Origin of the sequence: Microcoleus sp. MOSTC5 (genome assembly GCF_036701825.1) — a bacterium.
Lineage (GTDB): Bacteria > Cyanobacteriota > Cyanobacteriia > Cyanobacteriales > Microcoleaceae > Microcoleus > Microcoleus asticus.
In genome coordinates, this window is record NZ_JAUBRK010000019.1 from 23,059 (window position 1) to 47,824 (window position 24,766).

Annotated in this window: 19 protein-coding genes and 1 pseudogene; 7 read left to right on the forward strand and 13 right to left on the reverse strand. The window is 46.7% G+C overall.

The features are described 5' to 3' along the window. Nucleotides 1–121: 121 nt before the first annotated feature. Complete coding sequence (locus tag QUA54_RS12575; protein WP_333414896.1) at nt 122–880, forward strand: ABC transporter ATP-binding protein; 759 nt, start codon at nt 122–124, stop codon at nt 878–880. Nucleotides 881–894: 14 nt separating this feature from the next. Next, nucleotides 895–1,662, forward strand: a complete 768-nt coding sequence (locus QUA54_RS12580; protein ID WP_333414897.1) for an ABC transporter permease — start codon at nt 895–897, stop codon at nt 1,660–1,662. Here QUA54_RS12580 and QUA54_RS12585 read toward each other — a convergent pair. From QUA54_RS12585 to rsmI, 8 genes are all read right to left on the reverse strand, one after another. Then, on the reverse strand, nt 1,647–1,802 hold the full coding sequence (locus QUA54_RS12585) for a hypothetical protein (RefSeq protein WP_172186176.1): 156 nt from the start codon (nt 1,800–1,802) through the stop codon (nt 1,647–1,649). The two genes, QUA54_RS12580 and QUA54_RS12585, sit on opposite strands and share 16 nt — an antisense overlap. Nucleotides 1,803–1,906: 104 nt before the next feature. Continuing rightward, nucleotides 1,907–2,131, reverse strand: a complete 225-nt coding sequence (locus tag QUA54_RS12590) for a hypothetical protein (RefSeq protein WP_333414898.1) — start codon at nt 2,129–2,131, stop codon at nt 1,907–1,909. Nucleotides 2,132–2,144: 13 nt separating this feature from the next. Then, on the reverse strand, nt 2,145–2,645 hold the full coding sequence (gene uraD, locus QUA54_RS12595; RefSeq protein ID WP_333414899.1) for a 2-oxo-4-hydroxy-4-carboxy-5-ureidoimidazoline decarboxylase: 501 nt from the start codon (nt 2,643–2,645) through the stop codon (nt 2,145–2,147). Between the two features lie 25 nt (nt 2,646–2,670). Then, a complete protein-coding gene (locus QUA54_RS12600; protein ID WP_246276640.1) occupies nt 2,671–2,895 on the reverse strand; it encodes a hypothetical protein in 225 nt (74 codons plus the stop codon). 205 nt (nt 2,896–3,100) lie between these two features. Next, entirely contained in the window at nt 3,101–3,463 is a 363-nt protein-coding gene (gene uraH / locus QUA54_RS12605; protein WP_172186179.1) for a hydroxyisourate hydrolase, read from the reverse strand. Nucleotides 3,464–3,573: 110 nt separating this feature from the next. Continuing rightward, nucleotides 3,574–4,734, reverse strand: a complete 1,161-nt coding sequence (gene hpxO / locus QUA54_RS12610) for an FAD-dependent urate hydroxylase HpxO (RefSeq protein WP_333414900.1) — start codon at nt 4,732–4,734, stop codon at nt 3,574–3,576. Nucleotides 4,735–4,966: 232 nt separating this feature from the next. After that, the gene (locus QUA54_RS12615) at nt 4,967–6,190 is read right to left on the reverse strand and encodes a glycosyltransferase (protein WP_333414901.1); all 1,224 of its coding nucleotides are present in this window, start codon (nt 6,188–6,190) and stop codon (nt 4,967–4,969) included. A gap of 97 nt (nt 6,191–6,287) precedes the next feature. Further along, nucleotides 6,288–7,169, reverse strand: a complete 882-nt coding sequence (rsmI, locus tag QUA54_RS12620) for a 16S rRNA (cytidine(1402)-2'-O)-methyltransferase (RefSeq protein WP_333414902.1) — start codon at nt 7,167–7,169, stop codon at nt 6,288–6,290. A gap of 70 nt (nt 7,170–7,239) precedes the next feature. Between rsmI and QUA54_RS12625 the strand changes: the two genes are divergently transcribed. The 4 genes from QUA54_RS12625 to QUA54_RS12640 all read left to right on the forward strand — a co-directional run bounded on the left by QUA54_RS12625 (nt 7,240) and on the right by QUA54_RS12640 (nt 18,936). Then, on the forward strand, nt 7,240–8,097 hold the full coding sequence (locus tag QUA54_RS12625; protein ID WP_333414903.1) for a PfkB family carbohydrate kinase: 858 nt from the start codon (nt 7,240–7,242) through the stop codon (nt 8,095–8,097). Nucleotides 8,098–8,329: 232 nt separating this feature from the next. Continuing rightward, entirely contained in the window at nt 8,330–9,454 is a 1,125-nt protein-coding gene (locus tag QUA54_RS12630; RefSeq protein ID WP_333201129.1) for a cupin-like domain-containing protein, read from the forward strand. 98 nt (nt 9,455–9,552) lie between these two features. Continuing rightward, entirely contained in the window at nt 9,553–10,431 is an 879-nt protein-coding gene (locus QUA54_RS12635) for an inositol monophosphatase family protein (RefSeq protein WP_333414904.1), read from the forward strand. A 456-nt stretch (nt 10,432–10,887) separates the two neighbouring features. Further along, on the forward strand, nt 10,888–18,936 hold the full coding sequence (locus QUA54_RS12640; protein ID WP_333414905.1) for an FG-GAP-like repeat-containing protein: 8,049 nt from the start codon (nt 10,888–10,890) through the stop codon (nt 18,934–18,936). 385 nt (nt 18,937–19,321) lie between these two features. On the opposite strand, the gene dprA is transcribed toward QUA54_RS12640, so the two are convergent. From dprA to QUA54_RS12655, 3 genes are all read right to left on the reverse strand, one after another. Beyond that, nucleotides 19,322–20,473, reverse strand: coding sequence for a DNA-processing protein DprA (dprA, locus tag QUA54_RS12645; protein ID WP_333414906.1), 1,152 nt, complete (start codon nt 20,471–20,473; stop codon nt 19,322–19,324). A gap of 263 nt (nt 20,474–20,736) precedes the next feature. Then, nucleotides 20,737–21,417 carry a YdcF family protein gene (locus tag QUA54_RS12650; RefSeq protein ID WP_333414907.1) on the reverse strand — a complete coding sequence of 227 codons (681 nt, stop codon included), beginning with the start codon at nt 21,415–21,417 and terminating at the stop codon, nt 20,737–20,739. 51 nt (nt 21,418–21,468) lie between these two features. Beyond that, entirely contained in the window at nt 21,469–22,116 is a 648-nt protein-coding gene (locus QUA54_RS12655) for a DUF2301 domain-containing membrane protein (RefSeq protein ID WP_172192465.1), read from the reverse strand. Between the two features lie 80 nt (nt 22,117–22,196). Here QUA54_RS12655 and QUA54_RS12660 point away from each other — a divergent pair, with 80 nt between their 5' ends. Continuing rightward, nucleotides 22,197–22,874: a hypothetical protein gene (locus QUA54_RS12660; RefSeq protein WP_333414908.1), complete on the forward strand. Its 678-nt coding sequence runs from the start codon at nt 22,197–22,199 to the stop codon at nt 22,872–22,874. Between the two features lie 110 nt (nt 22,875–22,984). Here QUA54_RS12660 and QUA54_RS12665 read toward each other — a convergent pair whose 3' ends face one another. Then, nucleotides 22,985–23,740 carry a DUF561 domain-containing protein gene (locus QUA54_RS12665; protein WP_333414909.1) on the reverse strand — a complete coding sequence of 252 codons (756 nt, stop codon included), beginning with the start codon at nt 23,738–23,740 and terminating at the stop codon, nt 22,985–22,987. A gap of 81 nt (nt 23,741–23,821) precedes the next feature. Then, nucleotides 23,822–24,612 (reverse strand): annotated as a pseudogene (locus tag QUA54_RS12670) (creatininase family protein). Between the last annotated feature and the right edge of the window lie 154 nt (nt 24,613–24,766).

The window sequence follows — 24,766 nt, forward strand, 5'->3', positions numbered from 1 at the left end:
GTTTACCGCATCCACATCTGAGTTTCTATTAAAGAAAGGAGGTAGACTAATCACGGTACAGCCTAAAATTATAACAGATGCGGTCGAAACGCAAGAACCGACTCTTTTGGAATTCGATCGGGTGGGCTTAGAGTATCGAGTTGACGGGCAACCGAGGCGAATTATTGATGAGATTTCTCTATCGATCGCCCAGGGGGAATTTGTGTCGTTTGTGGGGCCGAGAGGCTGCGGTAAAACTTCTATTTTGAGGATGGTCTCCGGGCTATCTCCAGCCCCGATTGGCGAAATTCGGATTCGGGACAAAAAGATTACCAAACCGCTCAAAAATGTCGGAATTGCGTTTCAAAATCCCGTGCTGTTGCCTTGGCGAAATACCCTCGACAACGTACTGCTGCCGCTGGAAGTAGTGCAGCCTTACAAGCGGGAATCTAAAGATCCGAAGCGGCGCGAAAAGTTTGTGCGCCAAGCCCAAGAATTGTTAGCTACAGTCGGATTGCAAGACTTTCAGAAACAGTTTCCCTGGCAATTGTCGGGAGGAATGCGGCAGAGGGCTTCCCTTTGTCGGGGGTTAATTCACCAACCGGAAATACTGCTGCTGGACGAACCTTTTGGGGCGCTAGATGCTTTCACCCGCGAGGAAATGTGGGTGATGCTGCAAGATTTGTGGATGCGGGTGAAGTGCGTTTGCATCCCGATCACTCACGATTTGCGGGAGGCAGTTTTCTTATCGGATACAGTTTATGTAATGGGCCCGCGTCCGAGTTCGATCGTCTATAAAGTAAAAGTCAACCTGCCGCGTCCCACCAATCTAGATATGATGGTCTCGGATGACTTCAACCACATCGTTGCAGAACTGCGCCGCCACATTCACCGCAATTAAAAAACCAAAAAGCAATGGATAATTTAGAAAAATTTGCGCGCTCAAAAACAGCAAGCATTGTCCTGCCAATTGCTGCGACAATCTTGCTGTTCGTGCTGTGGGAACTTCTAGTATTGCTGTTCAAAATCCCCCCGTACAACTTGCCCGCACCCTCCGCCATCATCGCAGCAACCTTCACTCAAAGCAAGGCACTGATCGAAAACACGGGACAAACCCTGTTTACAACTCTAGCGGGTTTCATCCTCGCCATTGTGGCAGGCGTAGTGCTGGGGTTTCTGATCGGATATTCCCGAATTGCATATATAGTTCTTTACCCGCTATTAGTTGGGTTCAATACTGTACCGAAGGTAGCGTTAGTACCGCTGTTTGCGCTGTGGTTTGGCATCGGTACGGTGCCGGCAATTCTGACTGCTTTTTTGCTGGCATTTTTCCCGATCGCCGTTAACGTAGCTTTAGGATTAGATACAGTTGAACCCGAGATGAAAGATGTGATGCGATCGCTTGGTGCATCCCAAATCGAAATTTTCCAAAAAGTCGGGTTCCCCCACACCTTACCCTACGTTTTTGCATCCCTAAAAGTAGCAATTTCCCTCGCCTTTGTCGGCGCTGTAATTTCGGAAACAGTAGCATCCAACAAAGGCCTCGGTTACTTAATTGTCACCGCGAGTTCTAACTTTGACGTGCCTTTAGGTTTTGCAGGATTGATGGTTTTGGCTGTGATGGGAACCGTACTTTACGGCTTGTTTGCGGCGGAGAAATACCTGATTTACTGGGCGCGGTGATTGGATGGGCTAAGCCACATCCAGTGCCGGAAAATGCCGTGCAGGTGGCCTACAGGTTCTTCGTGCTGAGCCTGTTTAATTTCTTCTACAGGTACTGGCGCGGGGGATTTTTTTGTGAGTTGGCGATTGAAGAATGTCATATATTTGCCTCCAAGAGAGTGGTTTCTGGGAGACACATGGAAACCTGTCACCATACCAGCTTGATTTGGTATGTCCGAATCTTTTTCTGTGCCTTATGATACTATTATAGAACTTTTTGGGCGGGAAGTATCACCCGATCGGGTGATATTGACTTAGGCATGGGGGCAAAAATTGAATTTTCTTGTGGGGTGGGCATCCTGCCCGCCCGCAACAGGCAAGATGCTTGTTCCACAAAAATTGAATTTTCTTGTGGGGTGGGCATCCTGCCCGCCCGCAACAGGCAAGATGCTTGTTCCACAAAAATTGAATTTTCTTGTGGGGTGGGCATCCTGCCCGCCCGATTAATTTCGGATTGCCGACTCGATCCGAAAGCGGGCAATCTCGCAAATTTCAGCTAAAGCCTGCTGCATTTCAGTTTCAAAGGAATTATCGAGGCGCTGTTTAAATGCTTCGATAATGCTGGTTTTAGTGTGTTTTTTCACCGCCACAATGAATGGGAAATCAAACTTTTCGCGGTACGATCGATTCAGGAATTGAAAGCGATCGAACTCCTCAACAGATAGCCGATCTAAACCTACACCTGTCTGTTCGCTAACTGATGCTTCCGCCATTTTTGCTTTGCTTCCTAAGTCGGGATGCGCTTGAATCAAAGCTAATTTTTCGGCATCAGTCATGGCGCTGACAACTGTTACCATTTTGGCGTGCAAATCGGCTGTGGAGGCAAAAGGGCGATCGTCCCAAGTGCGGCGGGCGATGGCGGGTGTGTGTTCAAAAATCTCGCCCAGGGCTTGTGTAAATTCTTCCTGGCTGATTTGGTTGAGTTGAACTAAAGAGTATGGCATTTTGAATTGGGTTGATTAATTTTAATTAGGTTTGTTTTATTCTTTTGGTATCGGAGGAATTATTTTTATTGAACCGCGAAGACGCAAAGGGTACGAAGGAAGAGGAAGAAGGGGGAATAAGTAAATAATCTTCTACTAATGTAACGGCGCGATCTAAGGCAATAATATCGATCGTTTTGGCATCGGCTTCCGTATCGTTGCGGAGGCAAAATTGCACCATTTGAGAAGTCGAATCGTTAATCGGAGTCATCGTATTGACTATAAACTGATCAAGAATTTCTTGATGGTACCCGCCACGTGATTTATCCGTGGAATCAATCCAAAATCTCAAATCTAAAATCCTCAAGCCCCCCAATTTATCCGTGGGGTCAATCCAAAATCCAAAATCTAAAATCTAAAATCGAATCACCCTTCGACTGCGCGATCAGGCACCGCAACTGACAACTAAATTTTATTCAGCTACCTCTATAAGTGCTGTAGGACCAAGGGGAAACTAGCAAAGGTACGTGATAGTGTGCGGTGGAATCGGCGATGCCGAACTGAATCGGAACGCTGTTTAAAAACGGCGGTTCTGGCAAAGTTTCGGCGCACTGTGCGAAGTATTCGCCAACGGAAAAGACTAATTCGTAAACTCCCGGTTTGAGTTCGCTTTCTGATAGTAACGGAACTGCGGTGCGACCGTCAGCATTAGTTGTTACTGTTTTCAGCAGGGTTTTTTCGCCGGAGTTTGGGTCAATAGATTGCAGGGCGATCGACATATTTGCTGCCGCACAGCCGCGGGCTGTATCGAGAACGTGAGTAGTAAGTTTGCCTGACATTTTTGCAAGGTTAAATGTTAGTGTTCGATCTATTTTGCGCGCTGCATTTAAATGAACCCGGTATCCGTAGGGACACAGCGCTGCTGTGTCCTGGCAATTATCTGTTTCTATTAGTGTAACGGGCCGGCCGCGATGACTTTGGCGATCGCATCGGTGACATCAGTTGGCCGTTCATCAGCCAATTGTTCGTACCACTGTTTTGTTACCTGCGGATCTTTGCCGTGTATTTGTTCTGCGCGCTGTCGGGCTTTTTCTACAACTGCATTGGCCCGCTGTTTGCGCTCGGTTTCGTAACGTTTTAGCGCGTATTCTACGCCCAAATTCGTACTCAAAAGGTAGTTGCTAAGTACCAGCGCATCTTCCATCGCCTGACAGCCGCCTTGTCCGAGATCCGGGCAGGTGGCGTGGGCGGAATCTCCCAGCAAAGCAACTTTACCGCGAACGAAGCGGTCGATCGGCCCTACGTCGTGAATTTCCGGCCGCGCCACTGCTGCGGGATCGAACCTGTCTATCAGCAATTGCACGGGTTCGGCCCAGCCTTGAAAGTGTTCTTTAAGTTCCGCTTTGTAATTGTCGGGATTGGCGGGAGTGCCTTTGGGCAAGGGAACATCTAAGAAAAAGTACAATCGATCGCCCGCTACCGGCATCATTGACGCCCGTTTGTGATCGCCGACATATATCGCCCAAGTGTTTTTCGGCGCGAGTTCTTCATCTGCCGGAACTAACCCGTTCCAGTTGATATAGCCGCCGTATTTCGGCTCTACTTCGCGGCCCAATATATATGTACGCAAAATCGATCGCACGCCGTCAGCCGCCACTAACAAATCGCCCCGCGCTTTGTCTCCATTTTCAAAGATTGCTGTTACTCCGCTTTCGTCTTCTTCTACAGAAATACACTGGCGATCGAGCTTGACTTCTCCCTTAAATCCTGCTAGCAACATATTTTGCAAATCTCGGCGGGCAACGGGATAGGGGCGCTGACCGACTTGTTGAATTAGCGGCATTAAATCGATGTCATTCAGGAGTTCGCCGGTTTTGGTGCGGTATTCCATGCGCTCCATTTGCCCGCCAATTTTTGCCATCTTTTCGCCTAAACCGAGTCGGTTGAGAACTTTGACCCCGTTCGACCACAAAGATATTCCGGCTCCTGCGGGGCGCAGTTCTTTAACGCGATCGTAAATTTCAACTTGATAGCCCGCTTGTTCGAGGGCTATGCCCGCAGTTAAGCCGCCAATTCCCGCACCGATGATGACAACTTTCAAGTCGTGCATTATGTGTTTCTCCTGCTGAATGACATCTTATTTCCAGAATTGATAACAGTTAAATAACTATTGTTTCCGGTCTGCCCTAGTTGTGAAACTCACTATCTTTTATAATACCAAAATTGCGGTTTTTACTGTATCGTAAATTACTAATTTATGCGGTTTTAGACAATTGCGATCGGCTTTGGTGCGGCATATCCCCGTAGGGACACGGCAATGCCGTGTCCCTACTGTGGGTATCTTACTCAGCTATAAATTTTGTTAACTCGCCGAGATTGTGCTGAATCGCATTTGTTCCGCGAATATGAGACAAGGGAGAACCTCCGTACAAAAAGCTGTTCAAACTAACTTGATAATTTTGTTGAACTGCTAAATCTAGCCACAAATTGTTAATCGCATCTCCGGGCTTGTAGTCGGGAATGTTGTGCTGATAGTAAGGAAAACTGTCTATACAAGTATTGAAAAAGTTTTTCCGCCCGCAATGCTTTAAATACTGATATCGCGGTTTGAATTCTGTTTGATGTTCCAATACTGTATATATAGTATCTGCGAGAGATTCCGGGTCAAATTTGGCGTAAAGACCGGCACCTTCGGGGAAAACAGGCGAGTTTCCTCTGGCGTATTGGTTGAATTCTTCAAAACAAATTACTGGTACGTTGCAACTCATGGCTTCGGTAATTCCCCGGTTTTTTCCTTCGAGGAGGGAACCGAGGACGAATGCTTGTGCTCGCGAATAATATGTGGGGATTTCGCTGTAGTAATCAACTCTCGGCACTAAGTTAATGTAGTCGGAGGGATTGCCTAAAATTGCCTCCACTTGTCGCCATTCTTTTAATGCGTACTCGTCGAGAGTATTCAGGTTGCTAGCATCAAATTCGTGGCCGCTGACTACTGTTAATTTTATGGGTTTTTGCGGATATTTTTGGCGGTAAACTTTTAAGGCTTTGGCAATAATTGGCAAATTTTTTTCTTCGGAAATTCGGGCGACGGCGAGGAGGTCGATGTCTTTTGCGGGGACGTTTCGGGGGGAAATTAAGTATTCGTTGATGAAGTCGGTGTCTTGTAGGGGTATGATTGGTTTGTGGGCGCGATCGGGATAAGTTTCGCGAAACCACTTATCTCGCTGCGGGTTTTTGTATAAACTGGAGTAAGCGTCGGCTACCGGTGCCCAGGAATAGGATGTGCCGGGGGAATAGGTGAAGGATAAAAATACTGAGGAAAGTTGGGGAAATAGTTTGTTGATGAGTTCGACTGCTTCGCTGAAATAAATTCCTTTAATGAAACGCCCTTCGTAAAACAGTGGAGGAAGCAAGACGTAGAAACTGACGGTATCGAAGCGGTGGGGTTGGTCTTCAAATATCTCCCAGCTAAAGGCGTCTAAGTCTGCATAGATTTCGGCGATAGGTTTGTTGATGTGGGGGTTGCGCAAATATGGCTTTTGTCGATCGTAGTTTCCGCGTACCATAGAAGTTTTTTGGTATTATTGTATAGCAATGTTATTTATTGTGTGAACTAGATTTTTTTGAATGAACCGCAGAGGCCGCAGAGGAGAAGAGAGATATTCACAACTCATCCACGGGTTCTTCTAGCGATTCATTGTCGCCAATTGTGAGGGCTAGTTGGTATATTTGGCGGCGGGGGAGGGATGTTTGTTGTGCGAGTTGGCGGCTGGCTTGGGAACGAGTTATGCCTTCTGCAATTAATGTTTGCAATTCTGCTTTAATGGCGTCTTCAGAAAATATTGGTGCGGCTGTTTGGATACCGGCAATTACGAGGGTAAATTCTCCCTGGGGTTCGCGATTGGTGTAAAGTTCGATCGCACTTTCCATACTACCACGCCAAAACTCTTCGTGCATTTTAGTTAACTCTCTCGCCAGCACAATCTGTCTGTCGCTTCCCAAACTATTTACTAAATCTTGTAAAGTTTGTCGCAATCGGTGGGGAGATTCGTATAATATTATAGTGCGGGATTCTATTTGCAAAGCTTCTAAACTCTGTTGGCGTTCTTGACCTTTCACGGGTAAGAAACCTTCAAATACAAATTTCTCTGTGGGTAATCCTGATGCAGTTATCCCAACAATGCAGGCGGTCGGGCCGGGAATCGGAATAATGTTAATATTAGCATCGGCGCAAGCTTTGACCAACTCGGAACCGGGGTCAGAAATCCCGGGCATTCCGGCATCTGTGACGAGGGCGATATCTTTGCCTAAATGCAGTTTGTCGAGGAGTTCGGGGAGTCGCTGGTGTTGGTTGTGTTCGTGATAGCTGATTTGGGGAGTTTTGATTTGAAAATGGTGCAAAAGTTTGCCTGTATGGCGGGTATCCTCGGCCGCGATGAAGTCTACTGTTTGCAAAATTCGGATGGCGCGAAATGTCATGTCTTCGAGGTTGCCGATCGGGGTTCCTACGATGTAAAGTGTTCCTGTATTGGGATTTGCTTGCATTTTAAGATTTGGATTTTTTAACCGCAGATAAAGCACGGGCGTCCCGCCCATGCCACATATTTAAGAAGATATGAAAACGGGATTGTTTTTGGGATTGGCGACTTTAGATTTAGTTTATTTGGCCCAGAAGCCTCCGGGTGAAAATCAGAAAGTTGTTGCTTCTGATTGTACCATTGCTGCGGGCGGGCCGGCGGCGAATGCTGCGGTGACTTTTAGCTATTTGGGGAATGCGGCGGTATGGGCTGGGGTTTTGGGCACTCACGCGATCGCCCAATTAATTCGTGCAGACTTAGCGGAGTATAATGTCAGGATAATTGATTTGGAGCCAGGGCGATCGCACTCGCCGCCAGTTTCCTCGATTATTGTAACTGAAGCAACGGGCGATCGATCGGTAATTTCCATCAATGCTACGAAATCGCAAGTTGACAGTCAAACAATTAACCAGGATATTTTAACATCAGTTAGTATTGTACTGCTCGACGGACATCAAATCGCAGCCTGCCAAGAAATTGCTCAACTTGCCAAGTCAAAAAACATTCCCATTGTCCTCGACGGCGGCAGTTGGAAACCCGGATTAGAGGAAATATTGCCTTTTATAGAATGGGCGGTATGTTCGGATAACTTTCATCCACCAGAGTGCGAAAATTCAGAACAAGTTTTTGCTTACCTATCAGCAGCCGGAATTTCCCATATTGCCATCACTCGCGGCGAAAAATCAATTTTATACCTCAGCAATGGGACTTACGGTCATATAGAAACACCTCAAATTCAAGCCACAGACACTTTAGGCGCTGGCGATATTTTTCACGGGGCTTTCTGTCACTACATTCTGCAAAATAACTTTACAGATACTCTCAACGCCGCAGCTAAAATCGCTTCCGATTCCTGCAAAAACTTCGGAACCCGCGCCTGGATGAATAAGGGTTAATTTTAAATTAAAATTAACCAAACTATCCGGTTAAAACCGCTCAAAGCTAGAAAACTTGAACTGGCAACACTTGTTGAGTTAAAATTCTGACAGCAACCTCGACAAAATTTGTGAACTTCTCTCTTCTCTTCCTTCGCGCCCTTAGCGCCGTCGCGGTTCGTTAACAAAATTGCTATATTAGTAAGACAAGTTAAAGTCACACAAAACACTCCCAAAACAACATACCCGAATCATGTCTGACACTCAACCTCTAAGTATTACCCTTCCCCCTTTGCGGATTACCCTAACAGAACAACAGCAAGTTAACCTAGAATGGCTGACACAAAACTTGCCCAATCTACTCACGCCAAGCAAACAAGAAGTCCCCGACAATATGAAACAGTGGGTGGCGGCGAACAAATTATTAAATCAACCCGACGCAGAAATCATTCAAGCGCTAATAAATACCGGCATAGATGCGGAAACAGCCACCGCAGAAGTTAGGGAAATATCATCTCATCCCTACTTCCAAGCAGGCAGCCATTACGTGCAGTTATTGCAGAAATTAGAATCGCATCTCAGGATTAACAATCAATTAGCTGCATTGTCTTCCAAGTTTGGCACAATCGAACGCAAAAGCAGCCTTTCGAGAGAGTATTTTCTCGAAAATTACTACGCCAAAAATACTCCAGTAATTATTACCAATATCATGCACAACTGGAAAGCGTTGCAGTTGTGGACGCCGGAGTATTTACAGCAAAAATACGGCGATGCAGAGGTCCAAATTCAAGCCAACCGCAACTCCGACCCTAATTACGAAATAAAGATAGAAAATCACAAAAAAATTGTTTTGTTCCGCAAATATGTAGAGATGGTGGTCAAGGGCGGGCCTAGCAACGACTACTACATGGTTGCTAACAACCAAACTCTGGAAAGAGAGGAATTTAAACCGCTATTCAACGACATTGAAATTTTCCCAGAATACCTAAATCCAACGGATACAAAAGGCAGAGTTTTCTTTTGGTTCGGGCCGAAAGGTACGATTACGCCACTCCACCACGACCCAGTTAATTTAATTTTAGCGCAAGTGTCGGGTCGCAAACTAATTAAATTGATTTCTCCGCAGCAAACACCTCTGCTTTACAATCACGTCGGCGTTTTCAGCAAAGTTGACGGCGAAAATCCCGATTATGACAAATACCCGCTTTACAGAGATGCAAAAATTATTGAAGTGATTTTGGAACCGGGAGAGGCTATCTTTATTCCTGTCGGTTGGTGGCACCATGTAAAATCCTTGGAAGTTAGTATTTCGGTTTCGTTTACTAATTTTGTGTTTCCCAATTATTATGAATGGAAATATCCTCATATTAATTGGTAATTGCTAATGTATGGTTCCCAGGGGCGGGCACGGGGGCACCGCCCCTACAGAAATCTGCGTTAATCGGCGTTTATCTGCGGTTCAAAAAAAAGAAATTCATGAAAACTCTCGAAGAAATCAGCGAAATTGCCCGATCGATCGCCTGGAGTGCATCAGATATCCTACAATCCTATTATCGGCAGGATTGCAACACTCCTAACCTCGACATCCAAGAGAAAAAAGATGGCCCCGTCACCGCCGCCGATGTCGCTGTCAACTCTTACATTCTCGACGAATTGCAATCGGCTTTAGGGAATGCAGAATTTGGCTATCTCAGCGAAGAAACTTACAAATCTTATTTAGAAAAAAACGGTCAAATTCCCTTACCTCAAAGTTGGGTTTGGATTATTGACCCTTTGGATGGAACGCGAGATTTTATTGACAGGACAGGGGAATTTGCCGTTCACATTGCTTTAGCGTTTGAGGGAAGACCGGTATTAGCAGTTGTGGCTTGGCCCCAACAGCAAAAGATTTATTACGCAATCCGCGATGCGGGTGCTTTTATGGAAAATCGGGACGGTTCTGCGGTCAAATTGCAGGTTTCGGCGCGAAATATAGTGGCAGATTTATCTATAGTAACCAGCCGCAGTCACCGGGGCGATCGCTTTAATCAATTATTGCAAAAACTGCCTTGTCAAAATCAAATAGCTGTCGGTAGTATCGGCTGTAAAATTGCGACAATTGTTGAACAAAAGGCTGATGTTTATATTGCGCTTTCGGGAAAGTCTGCGCCCAAAGATTGGGATTTAGCGGCACCGGAATTAATTTTGACTGAAGCGGGCGGCCGATTTACTCGTTTTGACGGTTCTGCTTTGCAATATAACCGCGGAGATGTCAGTCAATGGGGGGGATTGTTGGCGAGTAACGGTTGCTGTCACGCTGCTATTTGCAGGGAAGCTGAGGAGATTTTAGCAGGGATAGATGCGAGTTTGAAGTAAGTGCGTGAAGCGAAGCTATCCCGTAGGGAATCGCCCCTAAAGATTGTAACGAATAAGTTTTAGGGGCGGGTTTTACCCTAAATAATTGCCTAATACCAATTATCTCGTAAACCCGCCCCCACCCTTGCCCGAAAGTCCCCCAGGGGTTTCAACCCCGGCGGAACCCGATCGCAGATATCTATCAAAAATCCCGCTCTTAATATTTCAGTATCATCACACTTGCTATTGAAGTGTTTTTGTGTTATGTCATCCACCTCGCGCTGGCTCATCCGTAATATTACTTAATAAAATTCCCCATCTTTATCAAAACTTTAATTAAAAAAGTGTTTATAAAGAAAAGTTTATATAGATTTTCATAAAAAACAGTTATGGTTACTACAACCTTCAGGAATGTTTCGGACGCAAGTCGCGAAACAGGGAAATTATTGTCTTTTTTTAGCTATCAATAGGTGTATTATGCCAAATTTAAACTATCAAGTTTCAGGAAGTGCGATCGCCTTTATCGATCCTCAAGTTGAAAATTATCAAAGTTTGATTGCCGGGGTAAAACCGGGTACGGAAGTAGTGGTTTTGGATGGGAACCGGGATGCGATCGACCAAATTACTGATATTTTAGGCGATCGCAGCAATATTGACAGCATTCACATTGTTTCTCACGGTACTCCGGGTAGCTTGCAATTGGGCGACGGTAGCTTGAGTTTAGATGATATAGAGTGCGATCGGGATTCTCTACAGCAGTGGTTTTCGCCACAAACCGACTCACGGGGCAAAAATCGACCTAATATCCTGCTGTACGGGTGCTGTGTAGCAGCAGGCGAGACAGGAAAAGCATTTGTCAAACGGTTGAGTGAGTTAACCGGGGCTAGTGTTGCGGCTTCCCAAAACCTCACGGGAAGTGTAGCAAAGGGCGGCGACTGGGAACTGGAAGTGAGAACCGGGAAAATAGAAACACCGCTGGTATTTGAACCCGAAGTATTAGCGGGTTACGAGTATGTTTTGAATACTTTTGGTGCGGCAACTAATTTTGGCGCGGGGAATCTACCGCAATTCGTCGGCGTAGGAGACTTCAACGGCGACACCAAGCCTGACTTAGCCGTGCCGAATCGTGGCAATAACAACGTTTCTATCCTACTAGGGACAGGTACAGGCAGCTTTAGTGCTCCCACTAATTTTCCTGTGGGACTATATGGCTTTGCTGTCACGGTGGCAGACTTTAATGGAGACACCAAGCTTGACCTAGCCGTTGCCAACTGGGGGAGTAGTAACGTCTCAATTTTGTTAGGAACAGGGACAGGCAGTTTTGGTACTGCTACCAACTTTAACGTCGGGTCGAGTCCTTGGTCAGTTACGTCCGGCGACTTCAATGGAGATGGCAAGATTGACCTAGCCACAGCCAACATTGACTCAAACAATGTCTCTATTCTATTAGGGACAGGTACAGGGAGCTTTGGCCCTGCCACGAACTTTATCGTCGGGACAACACCCCAGTCTGTATCTGTAGGCGACTTTAACAAAGACGGCAAACTTGACCTAGCTACGGCGAACTTTAACTCAAACAATGTCTCGATTCTATTGGGGACAGGCACGGGCAGCTTTGGCACTGCCACTGGTTTTAGTGTGGGAACAAACCCCTATTCTGTTGCTGTGCAAGATTTTAATGGGGATGCCAACCCTGACATAGCCACAGCCAACGAAGGCTCTAATAATGTATCGGTACTCTTAGGAAATGGCACAGGTGGCTTTGGGGCTACCACTAACTTTGCTGTGGGGACAGGGCCTCGTTCCGTTACTGTAGGTGACTTTAACGCAGACGGCAAAATTGACTTAGCTACGGCGAACGGTGTTGGCAACTCGACCCCTATTGCTAATAACCTCTCGGTTCTTTTGGGGACAGGCACGGGTACTTTTAGCCCTGCCGCCAACTATAGCTTGGGGTCAAATCCCTGGACTGTCACTGCCGCCGACTTGAATGGGGATGGGAAGCCTGACCTAGCCACGTCGAACTATTGGACTAACGACGTTTCGATTCTGCTGAATACAACGCCGGCGGTAAATTTCGGTGTGGCCACTTACAGCGGCACTGAAGGAACTGCGGATACGGTAGTCAATATTCCCGTTACTATCAGTGGCACTCCCTTCACCGATGTAATTGTACCAATTGTCATCGACCCCAGCAGCAGTGCCACCGAAAATTCCGACTACGCCTTTTCGCCTACCTCGATTACATTCCCCGCAGGTGCAACAGGTACCGCACTCACCAAAACTGTTGCAGTTACTATCAAGCCTGACAATCTCCCTGAAAACGCCGAAACCGCAATCCTCAACTTTGGCACAATCACTGGTGGCGTTGCAGGTACAACCAAACAAACAACACTAACTATTGCAGCTAACGGTAGTGTTTCTTACGCTGTCGCAGCCGATATTGCAAGCATTCCCGAAGGTAATAACGGCACAACTCCTCTGACTTTTACCGTGACTCGCAGCGGCGGCACTGGTGTAGCAAGTAGCGTAAATTATACAATTGGAGGAACTGCTACAAACGTCAGCGATTACAACAGTATCGGCGGCACTTCTGGGGCAACGGGTATTAGTGGCACAATAAATTTTGCGGTAGCGGAAACATCTAAAACTATTACATTAAATGTGGTAGGCGACGGATTAGTAGAACCCGACGAAACAGTTGAAATTACGCTGTCGAATCCTGTTGCACCGGGGCCGACACCTACCTTTACTGCTGCAACTGCTACAACTACCATCACAAATGATGACTCTGCCGGTTTCAGCATTGCACCTACGAACATCACTGCTACAGAAGGCGGCGCAACTGGCAGTTACAAAGTCAAGCTAACTTCGGAACCGACGGCACCGGTTAATATTAGCTTTAATACTGGCAATGCAATTAGCCCGATCGCCACACCGATTACTTTTGACAGCACAAACTGGAATGTCGATCAAACTGTCACTGTTAGTGCGATCGACGACAATGTAGCACAAGGAACCCACAGCGGCACGATCGCTCACACAGTTACCAGTACCGATGCCAGTTATAACGCCAAAGCGATGCCCGATGTGACGGCATCGATTACTGATAACGATAGTCCCGGTGTTTCCATCGTGCAATCGGCAGGCAGTACAAATATTGCTGAAGGCGGTGCAACGGCTACCTACGGCGTGGTTTTGACTACCGCACCTGCTGCCAACGTTACGATTAATTTTGACGCGGGCAGTCAAATTAGTGCGATCGCACCTCTGACTTTCACCCCAAATAATTGGAATGTTGCTCAAAATGTGACTGTTAGTGCGATCGAGGACAGCATAGCCCAAGGAACCCACAGCGGCACAATTAGTCACACTTCTGTCAGTACCGATAATTTGTATAATGGGCTGACGATTTCTCCTGTGACTGCCACAATTGCTGACAACGATACCGCAGGCGTGAGTATTTCACCTACGAGTACAACTGCTACCGAAGGATTATTGGCGAATGGCACGTACAGGGTTAAGTTAAAATCCCAGCCGATCGCGCCTGTGACGGTTAGTTTCGCTACAGGGGATCAAATAAATGCGATCGCCCCAATTACTTTTGACAGCACTAACTGGAATGTGGATCAGACTGTCACTGTTAGTGCGATCGATGACAGCATAGCCCAAGGAACCCACGGCGGCACGATCGCTCACACTTCTGCCAGCACCGATACCAAGTATAATGCGCTGACAATTTCTCCTGTGACTGCCACGATTGCTGACAACGATACCGCAGGGGTGAGTATTTCAACAACGAGTACAACTGCTACCGAAGGCGGTGCAACAGGCATTTACAGCGTTCAACTAACTTCTGTGCCCACGGCACCTGTGACGGTTAGTTTCGCCAATGGCAGTCAAATTAATGCGATCGCTGATGTTACCTTCGACTCTACTAACTGGAATGTCGCGAAACCAGTGACTGTAACGGCTACAGACGATGCGGTTGTTGAAGGAAATCATACAGGCAGTATTTCTCATACGGCTGCGAGTGCTGATAGTAAGTATAGTGCGATCTCGATTCCGGGCGTGACAGTGGCGATCGCGGATAACGATGTAGCGCCGACGCCGACACCAGTTGCACCGACACCAGTACCGCCGACACCAGTACCGCCGACACCAGTCGCAGTCGATCCAATACCGCCGACACCAGTTGCACCGACACCAGTACCGCCGACACCAGTACCGCCGACACCAGTCGCAGTCGATCCAGTACCGCCGACACCAGTCGCAGTCGATCCAGTACCGCCGACACCAGTACCGCCGACACCAGTCGCAGTCGATCCAGTACCGCCGACACCAGTTGCACCGACACCAGTCGCAGTCGATCCAATACCGCCGACACCAGTTGCACCGACACCAGTCACTACAGGAACAGGTGGCACAAACCCATTCCCGAGCGCAATACCGAGATATCAGGAAATTCCCTTCGTAATACCGAGATCAAATGCTCGGTATGGGGGCGACGCTCTGACGATACCTGGTTTTGTCGGCCCTAATGCGTGGGGAGACTACGACAATGACGGCGATTTGGATCTTTTGGTGATGGAAGGAGGTAGTTTACAAAACAACTATTATCAATCTTTTCCCCGATCGCAATACACCCCGAAAGTGTACAGCAACGAACGTGAGCAAGGCTTTAAACCAATTGATATAGGGCTGCCTACCGTTTACGAAGGTGAGATTCAGGAAAATGGGAAGAATCATGATGCCAAACCTTCTGCTACCTGGGGAGACAGCGACAATGATGGTGATCTCGATATCTTGCTCACAGGGGTAGTTGATACTCCTCCACAAGACAACTCCACCCCCGGTTCGCCCTACACCCCCATCACCAGACTGTACCGGAACCAAAGGGTTGATAGCACTCTTCCCTATTACCCAAACTCGATCGACCCCACTAAATTTGCTCTAGACACGAGGGTAAAGCTGCCTGGTATTTTCAACGGTTCCGCAGCTTGGGGAGACTACAACAACGATGGCAGAAAGGATCTCGTACTCACAGGTGACACGAGTTCAGGCTACATCGCCAAAGTGTTCCGCAACGAGCTTACTGGCTTTAACAACGGCAGTACCTTTAACTACGCCCTTACCTTTGAGGAGGAGACTGGGGCTAGCTTGCCCGGTGTTATTGGCAATGCCGCTTGGGGAGATTACAACAATGATGCCCAACAAGATATCTTGCTGACAGGCGATACCGGTTCAGCATACGTCGCAAAATTGTATCGCAACACTGGCAATGGCTTTACCGAAGAGAGCAATCCACTGCTGCAATATCAAAACCCCAACGAACCTATTAATTACGGTGCATGGGGAGACTCAAACAACGATGGCAAACTAGATATCTTGCTTACAGGCCGAAATCAGCGTTTAAATGATAATGGTGGGCCGTACGCCCCTACCAGGGTGCTCCAGAACAACAGCTATGGGGATACTACTAGCTTTCAGGAACGTCAGACTATATGGGGGTCTAATGGTGGTCTTGGTACTTGGGGAGATGAAGACAATGATGGCAAGCTGGATATTCTGCTGACAGAACGGGATTATTCGGGTAAGAGTCTCGCCAAAGTTTACCGACAAGATGAGTCTGGCTATTTTACACCCATCGACGATCCAACGCTACCTAATAATGTTGCCAGCCCAACTTCTTGGGGAGATGAAGACAAGGATGGAAGACTAGATATTGCACTCACGACAAGAGAGGATTCACCTAATTACCCCTACTATCGCAACGTTGTCAAACTCTATCGCAACCAGACCCCTAATGCGAACACGTCACCCTCTGCACCTCAAGGTTTAAATTCCCCTCAGATTACTCAGGAAGGAGTTATCTTAAGTTTGCCCGGAGGATCGGGAAATCGGATCGACGCTCAAACTCCAAATCAGGGTTTAAGCTACAATCTGCGAGTTTGGACTACTCGTCCCAATCCCACTCCCGGTGGCGACCCTATTAAAGAGTACATTGTTGGCCCGATGTCCCTGGATAATGGGACTCGGCAAGTCGTGCAGTTGGGAAATGTCCATCAAGCCAACCCCAACAGCAGCAGCAATTACTACTCGCCTGGTTGGCTGTTAAAACCAGATAACTTAATCCCTGGACAAACTTATTACTGGAGTGTACAGGCGATCGACAGTGCTTGGGCGGGTTCACCTTTTTCCGAAGTAAAAAGTTTTGTTGCCCCCGATATCAAACCAACCCTCACTATCACTGCTACAGATCCCAATGCGGCCGAAACACGTTGGGATGAACCCGCGACCGCGAATCCCGGAAAATTCACCATTACCCGTACTGGTGGCAACCTAGCTAATGATCTGAATGTCTACTACAAGTTCGATAATCTATTAGATATTCCAAGCAACACTGCTATACCCGGTACTGCCATACCCGGTATCGGTATGTATGGAGATTACGAATTGTTTTCCGACTCCGAGTCCCGTCAGCCATCCCAACCCCGTCAGGCGTTGCCTTTCAACGTGTACGGCAGCAACATGATCACCATTCCAGCAGGTAAGCGCAGCGTCAACATAGATGTGGATGTCTACAACGACAGCCTAGTAGAAGGCGACGAAAACGTGTTTATCAGCTTAGATCCTATCAGCAACTACAACAGCAAGATAGGCGAGTCCTCTAGTGCTACTGTGACGATCGCGGACAACGAGCCCAACTACCCGCCAGGGAATCGTCCTCCAGAAATGCAGATTAACCTAGGCGGTCAGTACACGGCTCTCAATGTAGACGTTCGTAACGTCTACACAGACCCGGATGGCGACCTACTCACCTACACACTAATCCTGGATGATAAAGACGGCAGCTCATTAGAGAGCAATCCGAACAGCCGTTGGCTGGGATTGTCGTTTAACTCTGCCACAAACACCATCAAGTTCACCGGAACTCCCCCAAGCAACTGGGACGGCTTCTACGCCAAGTTAACAGCAACAGACCCTTATGGTGCAAGTGCCAGCCAGAGAATCCACGTAGTGAACAACAACGGAGATACCTGGGTGATTGATGGTTATATCTCCGGTGCAACTGTCTTCCTAGACGCCAACAAAAACGGCGTCCTCGATACCAACGAACCATCCACCACAACCGACACAGGCGGTAAATTCAATCTCAACATCCCCTTCCAGATTTTCGACACCAACAAAAACGGAGAAATTGACCCAGAAGAAGGCAATCTAGTAGCCATAGGAGGAATTGACACCGCCACCGGCTTACCCCTAGAAACACCAGTCACCGCACCACCTGATGCGAGTGTAGTCACCCTCCTAACCAGCTTAGTCACCGACTTAATCGACAAAGGAATTGAACCAGAAGAAGCCCAATCTTTAGTCAAAGCCGCCCTTTCTCTCCCCGCTGAAGTTGACCTAACTAGCTTAGACCCTATCTTAGCTACCAACAACAATCAACCGGGCGGAGTTCAAGTCTTATCCGCAATGGTGAAAGTCCAAAACTTCATCACCCAAACCAGCGCTTTGATGGACGGTGCTTCCAGTGCAGTCAATACCGATATTGTCAAAGCTGTTGTCAGTTCAATTACGGCTCAAATTCAATCCGGTACAGTCTTAAACCTCAGCAATGCCGCAGCCTTAGAACCAATCATTCAGCAAGCTGCCGCTAAAATCCAGCAAATAGACCCCAGTTTCAACTCTCAACAGGTCGCCCAAATTACATCGCAAGCAGCGACAGTAATGGCAACAGCCAATCAACGCATTGATGCGGCTGTCTCCAACCCAACAGGAACATCAATTCCTGAATCACTTGCCCGCCTCCAACAAGTAGCCTTGGGCCCAACAACTCAAGACTTCAAAGAAGTTGGTACGGGAAATAAACCTATTTCCCAGCTAGTTGCTGACAACACTGGTACTGCTTTGGATAGCAGAATTGAAGCTGTAGTATTGCCTGTTGGGATTGCAACTCCTGTTGTCAGCGGCGATGCTGATTTGGGCAGCAATTCCCCGGATGCAATTCTCGGTACAAATGGCGACGATATCCTGAGTGGCGACAGCGGGAATAATGTGTTGATGGGGATGAGGGGCAATGATTCCCTCGATGGAGTTCTGGGAAATGACACTATTTTCGGCGGCAAAGGTAGCGATACAATCCTGGGAAGTAGCGGTGATGATGCCTTGCTTGCCGGTCGCGGTGCTGACATTTTGAATGGCGATGATGGTAATGATATTCTTTACGGAGGTAAGGGAGATGATTTACTCAATGGCGGTTTGGGAATTGATACTTTGATAGGAGGAATGGGAGTAGATAAGTTCCTACTCTCTACCAATTCCGGTACTGATACGATTACTGACTTTGAAGTCGGTAAAGATTTGTTAGTATTGGGTAACGGCTTGAGTTTCTCGCAATTGGCAATTGTCCAAGATAGCGATGCAACATTAATCCGGTTGGCACAAACAGGGGAGATTTTAGCTTCTCTGACCGGAGTTTCTGCTAGCAGTATCAGTGCCGTTAATTTCGGATTGATTTGAGTAGGGACACGGCAATGCCGTGTCCTCAATTGTTGAATAGCCGTGTCCTAAATGGCAGTGTTGTCGATAGTTATATTCGATTGGGCGAGGGCGTTGAACCCTCGCCCTTGCTAGGACGTTTTGGGGTAGGGAAACTGCATTGACGTGTCCTTCGTGGCCGTGTTGTCTATGGTTATATCCGAGGGGGGTGAATCGGGCAATTTCATCATCCAATTCGGTTTATTTTACCCGTTACCCGAAATTAGGACACGGCAGTGCCGTTTCCCTACAATTAATCGGGTGATGCTTACATCCGAGGAGGGATCATAATTATTTGGGGGCAAGGAAATGGCATTGCCGTTTCAAGATTTGCCGTGTTATTGATGGTTATATCCTACCTTTCACATCAGCACCGCTGATATCGCATTCCCGGTAACTGCGAAACTAATCCCAACAATTCCAACTGCAAAAGTATACTAGAAACTGTTCCCGCTTCTAATCCCGCTGCTTGCACAATTGTATCAAAAGAAATCGGCCCTGATTCGATCGCACTTAACACCTTAGCCAATTCCGGCTTCAACGGCGGCCCTTGCTTCTCAACCGTCGGATTTGGAGGAAAGAGCGACAACTGCTCGGCTGTATCCAATTTTGGCATAGCTCCGAGCATTTCCAATAACCTGTCTTCGCTTAACATTCGATCGCTACTTGGCAGAATCGGATGAGCACCTTTACTCAGCAATTCCAAACACCCAAAAGAACGCTCGTCATCCAATCTTGCCGTCAAAACATACACATCCCGGCAAAAATCATTGGCTTGATAAGCAGTAATTAACGCGCCCGATTTGTGCGGAGCTTCTATCACGATTGTAGCGCGGCTTAACCCAGCAATTATGCGATTTCGGCGCGGAAAATTAGTTCTATTCGGTTGAGTACCCGCTGGATATTCGCTAATTGCCAATCCCTGCTGCAAAACGCGATCGCACAACCTCTCATTTGGCTTAGGATAAACGATATCGACCCCAGTTCCAAATATAGCCAAAGTCCTGCCTCCCGCCTCCAAACAGCTTGTATGAGCCTCTGTATCAATGCCAGCCGCCAATCCCGAAACAACAGTAAAACCGCTTTTAGCCAAAGCCGTACTAATTTTGCGAGCCCACCTTCTGCCGTATTCCGAAGGGCTGCGAGTGCCAACAATTGCCACCGTCGGCGTAATTCCTTGATTCTCTTTTACATCGACTAAACCGCGATAGTACAGCACCGGCGGCGGATTAGGAATTTCCAATAATAAGCGGGGGTAATCTGGATCGGCGGGCGTCCAAAAACAGGGATTTTTTATAATATGTTTTTCGATAAATTCTTCTGGATTGAGCTTAGCTCGTTCTTGCAAAATTGTTTCAATTATCTGCTTGCCAAACCCTTCGACTCGCATTAAATCTACTGGTTTTGCCGTCCAAGCTTCTGCCAAACTATTAAAATTTTGATGCAATCTTTGCAACAAAATCGGTCCGATACCGTTAATTTGCGACCATGCTAACCAGTAAGCGCGTTCTTCTAGCAACGAGTTGCCCTCAACTTATCTGATAATAATTTTATCATCTTCGGTTGAATATAGTAGGGAAACGGCACTGCCGTGTCCTGTATCCCTTGGGTAGGGAAATGGCACTGCCGTATCCTGTATTTTCACAGATGCCCGGGTAGGAAAACGGCACTGCCGTGTCCTGTATTTCCACAGATTTAAAACTGTTATATAAATATTTTTTTACGAACCGCGAAGGCGCTAAGAACGCGAAGGGAATTAAGAGGGAGGTTTACAATTACTGGCTAGGTTTTCCAATCTACGAAACGGGCGTAAATATAAGCAATAATTTCTCCGATCACAGTCCGAAAACCTTCGCTCGATTTCCACCATTCTTGAGAATTGTAATCTTGCGGTTCAGCCGCTATAATCCCGACTTTAATGGCAGGATTCAGCACTTCTTTGAAAACAATCCAACTTCGGCGGGCGTGAGGGCCAAAAGAATAAAGATTAATTGAGTCAACTTTTATGGTAGAAGCAGCCAGCCAATCGCGAAGTGCGATCGCAGAAGCAGCAGTGCGGTGTTTCACAACACTCGCTGCTGGTACAGCTACTACTTTGTTTTTATCAAATCCTAGCGCAATACAAGTCGCGGCAGTCAGTTCCGCATAATTTTTATATTCAGCCAGATAGTAGCCTTTACTTAAAGGAACTCCTGTGGTAATTAATTGGCGGTATTTGCCTTTTTTGAATTCGGCGATCGCACTTTCGATCGCATAATCGGGCAACCAGCCTTCGACAACCAATATATCTGCTTTAATCGGCGCATTTACCGCCAAAAACGGATGGATATTTGTGAGAATTAAGAGCATTGCAATTATTAATACCATCAGAGCAACTACCCAAAGTTTCCTGGTAATTGCCCACATTTCTCGGCGGATTAGACTCATTTTGATTTTGAGTTTTCGCAGGATTGCAAAATTCATATAACAGATGTTGAAGGAAGAAGGAAGTCAGCTCTTCTTCCTTCTTCTATACTATTGGTGTTTCAGATACTCAAAAACGCTTTTATCCCCGATATCCTGTGGCATCGGTTGAAAAAACTTGCGCACAGCAAAGATGATAAACAAAGCCGCCCAAACTGCTAGCAAAAACTGTTCATTTTCGGCTGACAAAAAGCCAAAAATATGTCCTAAAATTAAGAGAGGAACTCCCGGAGTCAAAAACTTAGTTTCTAGGCGGTTAAAGCAGAATGCTTCCTTAAAATAAACGCCATTTAAGGCAGCAAAAGTAAAGCCAATTCCCCACAACGTCGCTGGATGTTCGTACACTGCTAAAGCTAGAGGTTGGCTGCTTTGTAACGCCACAAACAATGCTGCCGCGCCACCGATCGCCCAAAACGCCTGTAGTGCTCGGTGCAGCGCAATCATGTAAATGTGAATAGTTGCCAAGCTGACGCCTAAAGCTATCCAGAAACAAGCAAAAACAGGCGTTACAGCTTGGATTGCAATCGGGTTGTCGCCCTGTTGTAGCACCAGAGTAGCGCCGATCGCAAAACACAGCGCCGCCACCCCCAATCCAGCGCGGTAAATCAACACTCCCGCGCGATCGCTTTGAGTAATCGTAAACTCGCCGAATTGTCCTTGATAGACTTCCGATTCATCAGGCGATTTCAGTAGTTGCATTACAGCTTCCTCCTATTAGACACGAATGTACTTCTGCCAAGATATACTTTATTGATAAACCGATATAGCGAGACCGAGCGATGCCTAAATTTAACAAGCCTAAACTTAACCAGCCTAAACTTAACCAGTCTAAAGTTAACAAATCTAAATTGGACGATCGCCCAGATCCAAGCAAATCCCTTCCTTCACAATCCGAACTTCCTGTAGTTCAGCTTGATGAAACCATTGTAGCAGGCAGAAGACCGAAACCGCTAAACGACTTCCAGCGCCTGCTGGCGGAAGTACCAGAATTTAGCTCGGGGTTCGATCCAGAAATGTTCGCCCATCTCCATGAAAGTATCCCCTTTAGTCTCAAGCAATTTGAAAGTAAAATTAGGAAAATTTTAGGATCGAAAAATATTGATGTCAGCCTTGAAAATTCCGCCAAATATCTAGAATACATCAAGCAAAATATTCAACTCCCGTGCCACGTTACCGGTATAGAAGAGTTTGAATGGGAAGAAGAATATACGATAGGTTCTGGCAGTAAAAAAGAATATGCAAGGCTCAAAAAAACTCAACCTTCTTCTACTGATAGATTCAAAATTAATCGGTTTGAGGATTTTAGGGTTGAGGAAGAAGGCATATTTGTGGAAGTGCAGCGCGTCGGCGAGTGCCAAAAGTTTATGTTGCCTTTATCCGAGTTAGAATCAGTTGATATGATTTCCCCGAACAATCAGTTATTAGATGATTATGCCGTGTGGGTTGCCAATTATTAAGGAAGTCTTGGAAGAGGGAGAGAGAGGGAGAAGAGGAGAGGGAAAAAAATCTTCACGCTTGACTTATTCCCTCAACATCTATCCGTTAAATTCGTTGCCGAACTTCTTAATTAAATTGAAGCGGCAAAGTGCGATCGCGAAACCAAAGCCAAAGCTTCAACCAAACTGCGAACAGCCGCAATCATCGCCACTTCGCTATTAAGTTGGCTGACAGCAGAACCGACACCAATACCCGCAGCACCGGCTCCAATAGCGAGGGGTGCGGTGACGCTGGAGATGCCGGAAGCGCAGAGTACGGGGACGGATACGGCGCGGGAAATTTCAAAGGCTGCGGCTAAAGTAGGCGCTGCTTTTTCAATTAATCCCAAAGTGCCGGCGTGAATTGGCTGGGCGCTGGTGCCGCCTTCAGTTTGGATGATGTTAGCTCCAGCTTTGACTAATTCTGTTGCTAATTGCACTTGTTTGTCGAGTGCCAAAATGTGGGGAACTGTCACAGAAAGAGTGATGTTCGGAAATAGCGATCGAGTTTCGCGAGTCAACTGCAAAACTTCCTCAGCTTCAAAGCGGCGGCCTACTGCGTAGAAAGCATCAAAGTTGCCAATTTCAATCAAATCAGCGCCAGCTTCTACCGCAGGCACAAACTTTTCCGGTTCCACAGCCGATACACAAATCGGCAAATTTGTCAATTGTTTTGCCATCAATACCAAATCTCGATCGGCAGCAATATCGACAAAGGAAGCACCGCCGAGATCCGCTGCTTTGACGACACCCGCAACGTTCGCGGCATCAAAATTATTTAAACCGCTGATAATTTTCAGGGCGCGGCCTTGCTCAAATGCGCGCTGCAAATTAGAATTTACACTCATCGTTAGTTTTCCAACTCAAAAAATTTCTTAGACTTATTTTGACACGGATTAGAACAATTTCTGATTTTTAATTCTTAATTTTTAATTACTTCCCCGCTGTCGAAATTTGTGCACATCTTTGATAACTTGTGCCCAGCCGTCAGAGAGAGATTCGAGAATACGAGATCCCTTTTCTTTCGCCGCTGCCGTCACATCGCCCAACACACCACTTTCAGTCAACTCTCGCGTCAGCCAAGCAAAAGGCAAATTCCCTTCCATACTCAGCAAACTGTCGATCGGCAAATTTTTCGGATATTCTGTAACAGCCAGTTCCATTTTCACCTGCGACGGCAAAATTCACAACATCAAACTCGTTTCTGCATCACCCGTGTGAATCCCAAACTCCAACTCCTTCGCCGTCAATAATTCAGCAGCAACATTCGGAACGCGCCAAACAAACAGTGGAAAAACCGAAAAAACTTAATATTTTGATGAATGCCCCACGCCGCAATTTCCATCACTTGCGTCTGTCCGCCGCGAGCGTTCATTAATACTAATTTCCGAAATAATCCTCGGTAAATAGTGTCAGCAATTTCGACAATTACTGCTAAAAGTTTGGAAGCACTGAGCATAATTGTACCGGAAAAATGCCAGTGTTCAGTCGAATTGCCATAGAAAAGAGTTGGCAAAGCATAAGCGGGAATATTTGCATCTAACGAAGCCAGCGCTTTGCCAGTAACCGCCGCGCTAATTGCCACACCTACAATTAAATGCAAATGGACGCCGTGCTGTTCGAGCGCACCCAGCGGCTGAATTATAACTGTATTTTCCTAATCCGGCACAGACAGAATTTCTGTCCAAGTCAGATATGGAAAAAAGCGTGATTCTGGAATAAAATTGTGCCTGAGGTGGCGACAATAGTAAACGTAAGCAAGGCAATCAACTAGCCTGAAAACTAAAAACAAATTCCCCAGATAGCTAGTAGATAACTAATGCTGTCTCTCGGTAGATGCTATAATTTGTAGCAAATGCTTTAACAGGGCGCTG

Coding starts and splice junctions, on each gene's coding strand:
- rsmI (WP_333414902.1), bottom strand. CDS start 7,169: ATGCAAGCAAATCCCAATACAGGAACACTTTACATCGTAGGAACCCCG.
- QUA54_RS12635 (WP_333414904.1), top strand. CDS start 9,553: ATGAAAACTCTCGAAGAAATCAGCGAAATTGCCCGATCGATCGCCTGG.
- QUA54_RS12665 (WP_333414909.1), bottom strand. CDS start 23,740: ATGAGTGTAAATTCTAATTTGCAGCGCGCATTTGAGCAAGGCCGCGCC.
- QUA54_RS12625 (WP_333414903.1), top strand. CDS start 7,240: ATGAAAACGGGATTGTTTTTGGGATTGGCGACTTTAGATTTAGTTTAT.
- uraD (WP_333414899.1), bottom strand. CDS start 2,645: ATGCCATACTCTTTAGTTCAACTCAACCAAATCAGCCAGGAAGAATTT.
- QUA54_RS12580 (WP_333414897.1), top strand. CDS start 895: ATGGATAATTTAGAAAAATTTGCGCGCTCAAAAACAGCAAGCATTGTC.
- QUA54_RS12585 (WP_172186176.1), bottom strand. CDS start 1,802: ATGACATTCTTCAATCGCCAACTCACAAAAAAATCCCCCGCGCCAGTA.
- QUA54_RS12650 (WP_333414907.1), bottom strand. CDS start 21,417: ATGAATTTTGCAATCCTGCGAAAACTCAAAATCAAAATGAGTCTAATC.
- QUA54_RS12590 (WP_333414898.1), bottom strand. CDS start 2,131: ATGCCCACCCCACAAGAAAATTCAATTTTTGTGGAACAAGCATCTTGC.
- uraH (WP_172186179.1), bottom strand. CDS start 3,463: ATGTCAGGCAAACTTACTACTCACGTTCTCGATACAGCCCGCGGCTGT.
- hpxO (WP_333414900.1), bottom strand. CDS start 4,734: ATGCACGACTTGAAAGTTGTCATCATCGGTGCGGGAATTGGCGGCTTA.
- QUA54_RS12640 (WP_333414905.1), top strand. CDS start 10,888: ATGCCAAATTTAAACTATCAAGTTTCAGGAAGTGCGATCGCCTTTATC.
- QUA54_RS12630 (WP_333201129.1), top strand. CDS start 8,330: ATGTCTGACACTCAACCTCTAAGTATTACCCTTCCCCCTTTGCGGATT.
- QUA54_RS12615 (WP_333414901.1), bottom strand. CDS start 6,190: ATGGTACGCGGAAACTACGATCGACAAAAGCCATATTTGCGCAACCCC.
- QUA54_RS12655 (WP_172192465.1), bottom strand. CDS start 22,116: ATGCAACTACTGAAATCGCCTGATGAATCGGAAGTCTATCAAGGACAA.
- QUA54_RS12600 (WP_246276640.1), bottom strand. CDS start 2,895: ATGACTCCGATTAACGATTCGACTTCTCAAATGGTGCAATTTTGCCTC.
- QUA54_RS12660 (WP_333414908.1), top strand. CDS start 22,197: ATGCCTAAATTTAACAAGCCTAAACTTAACCAGCCTAAACTTAACCAG.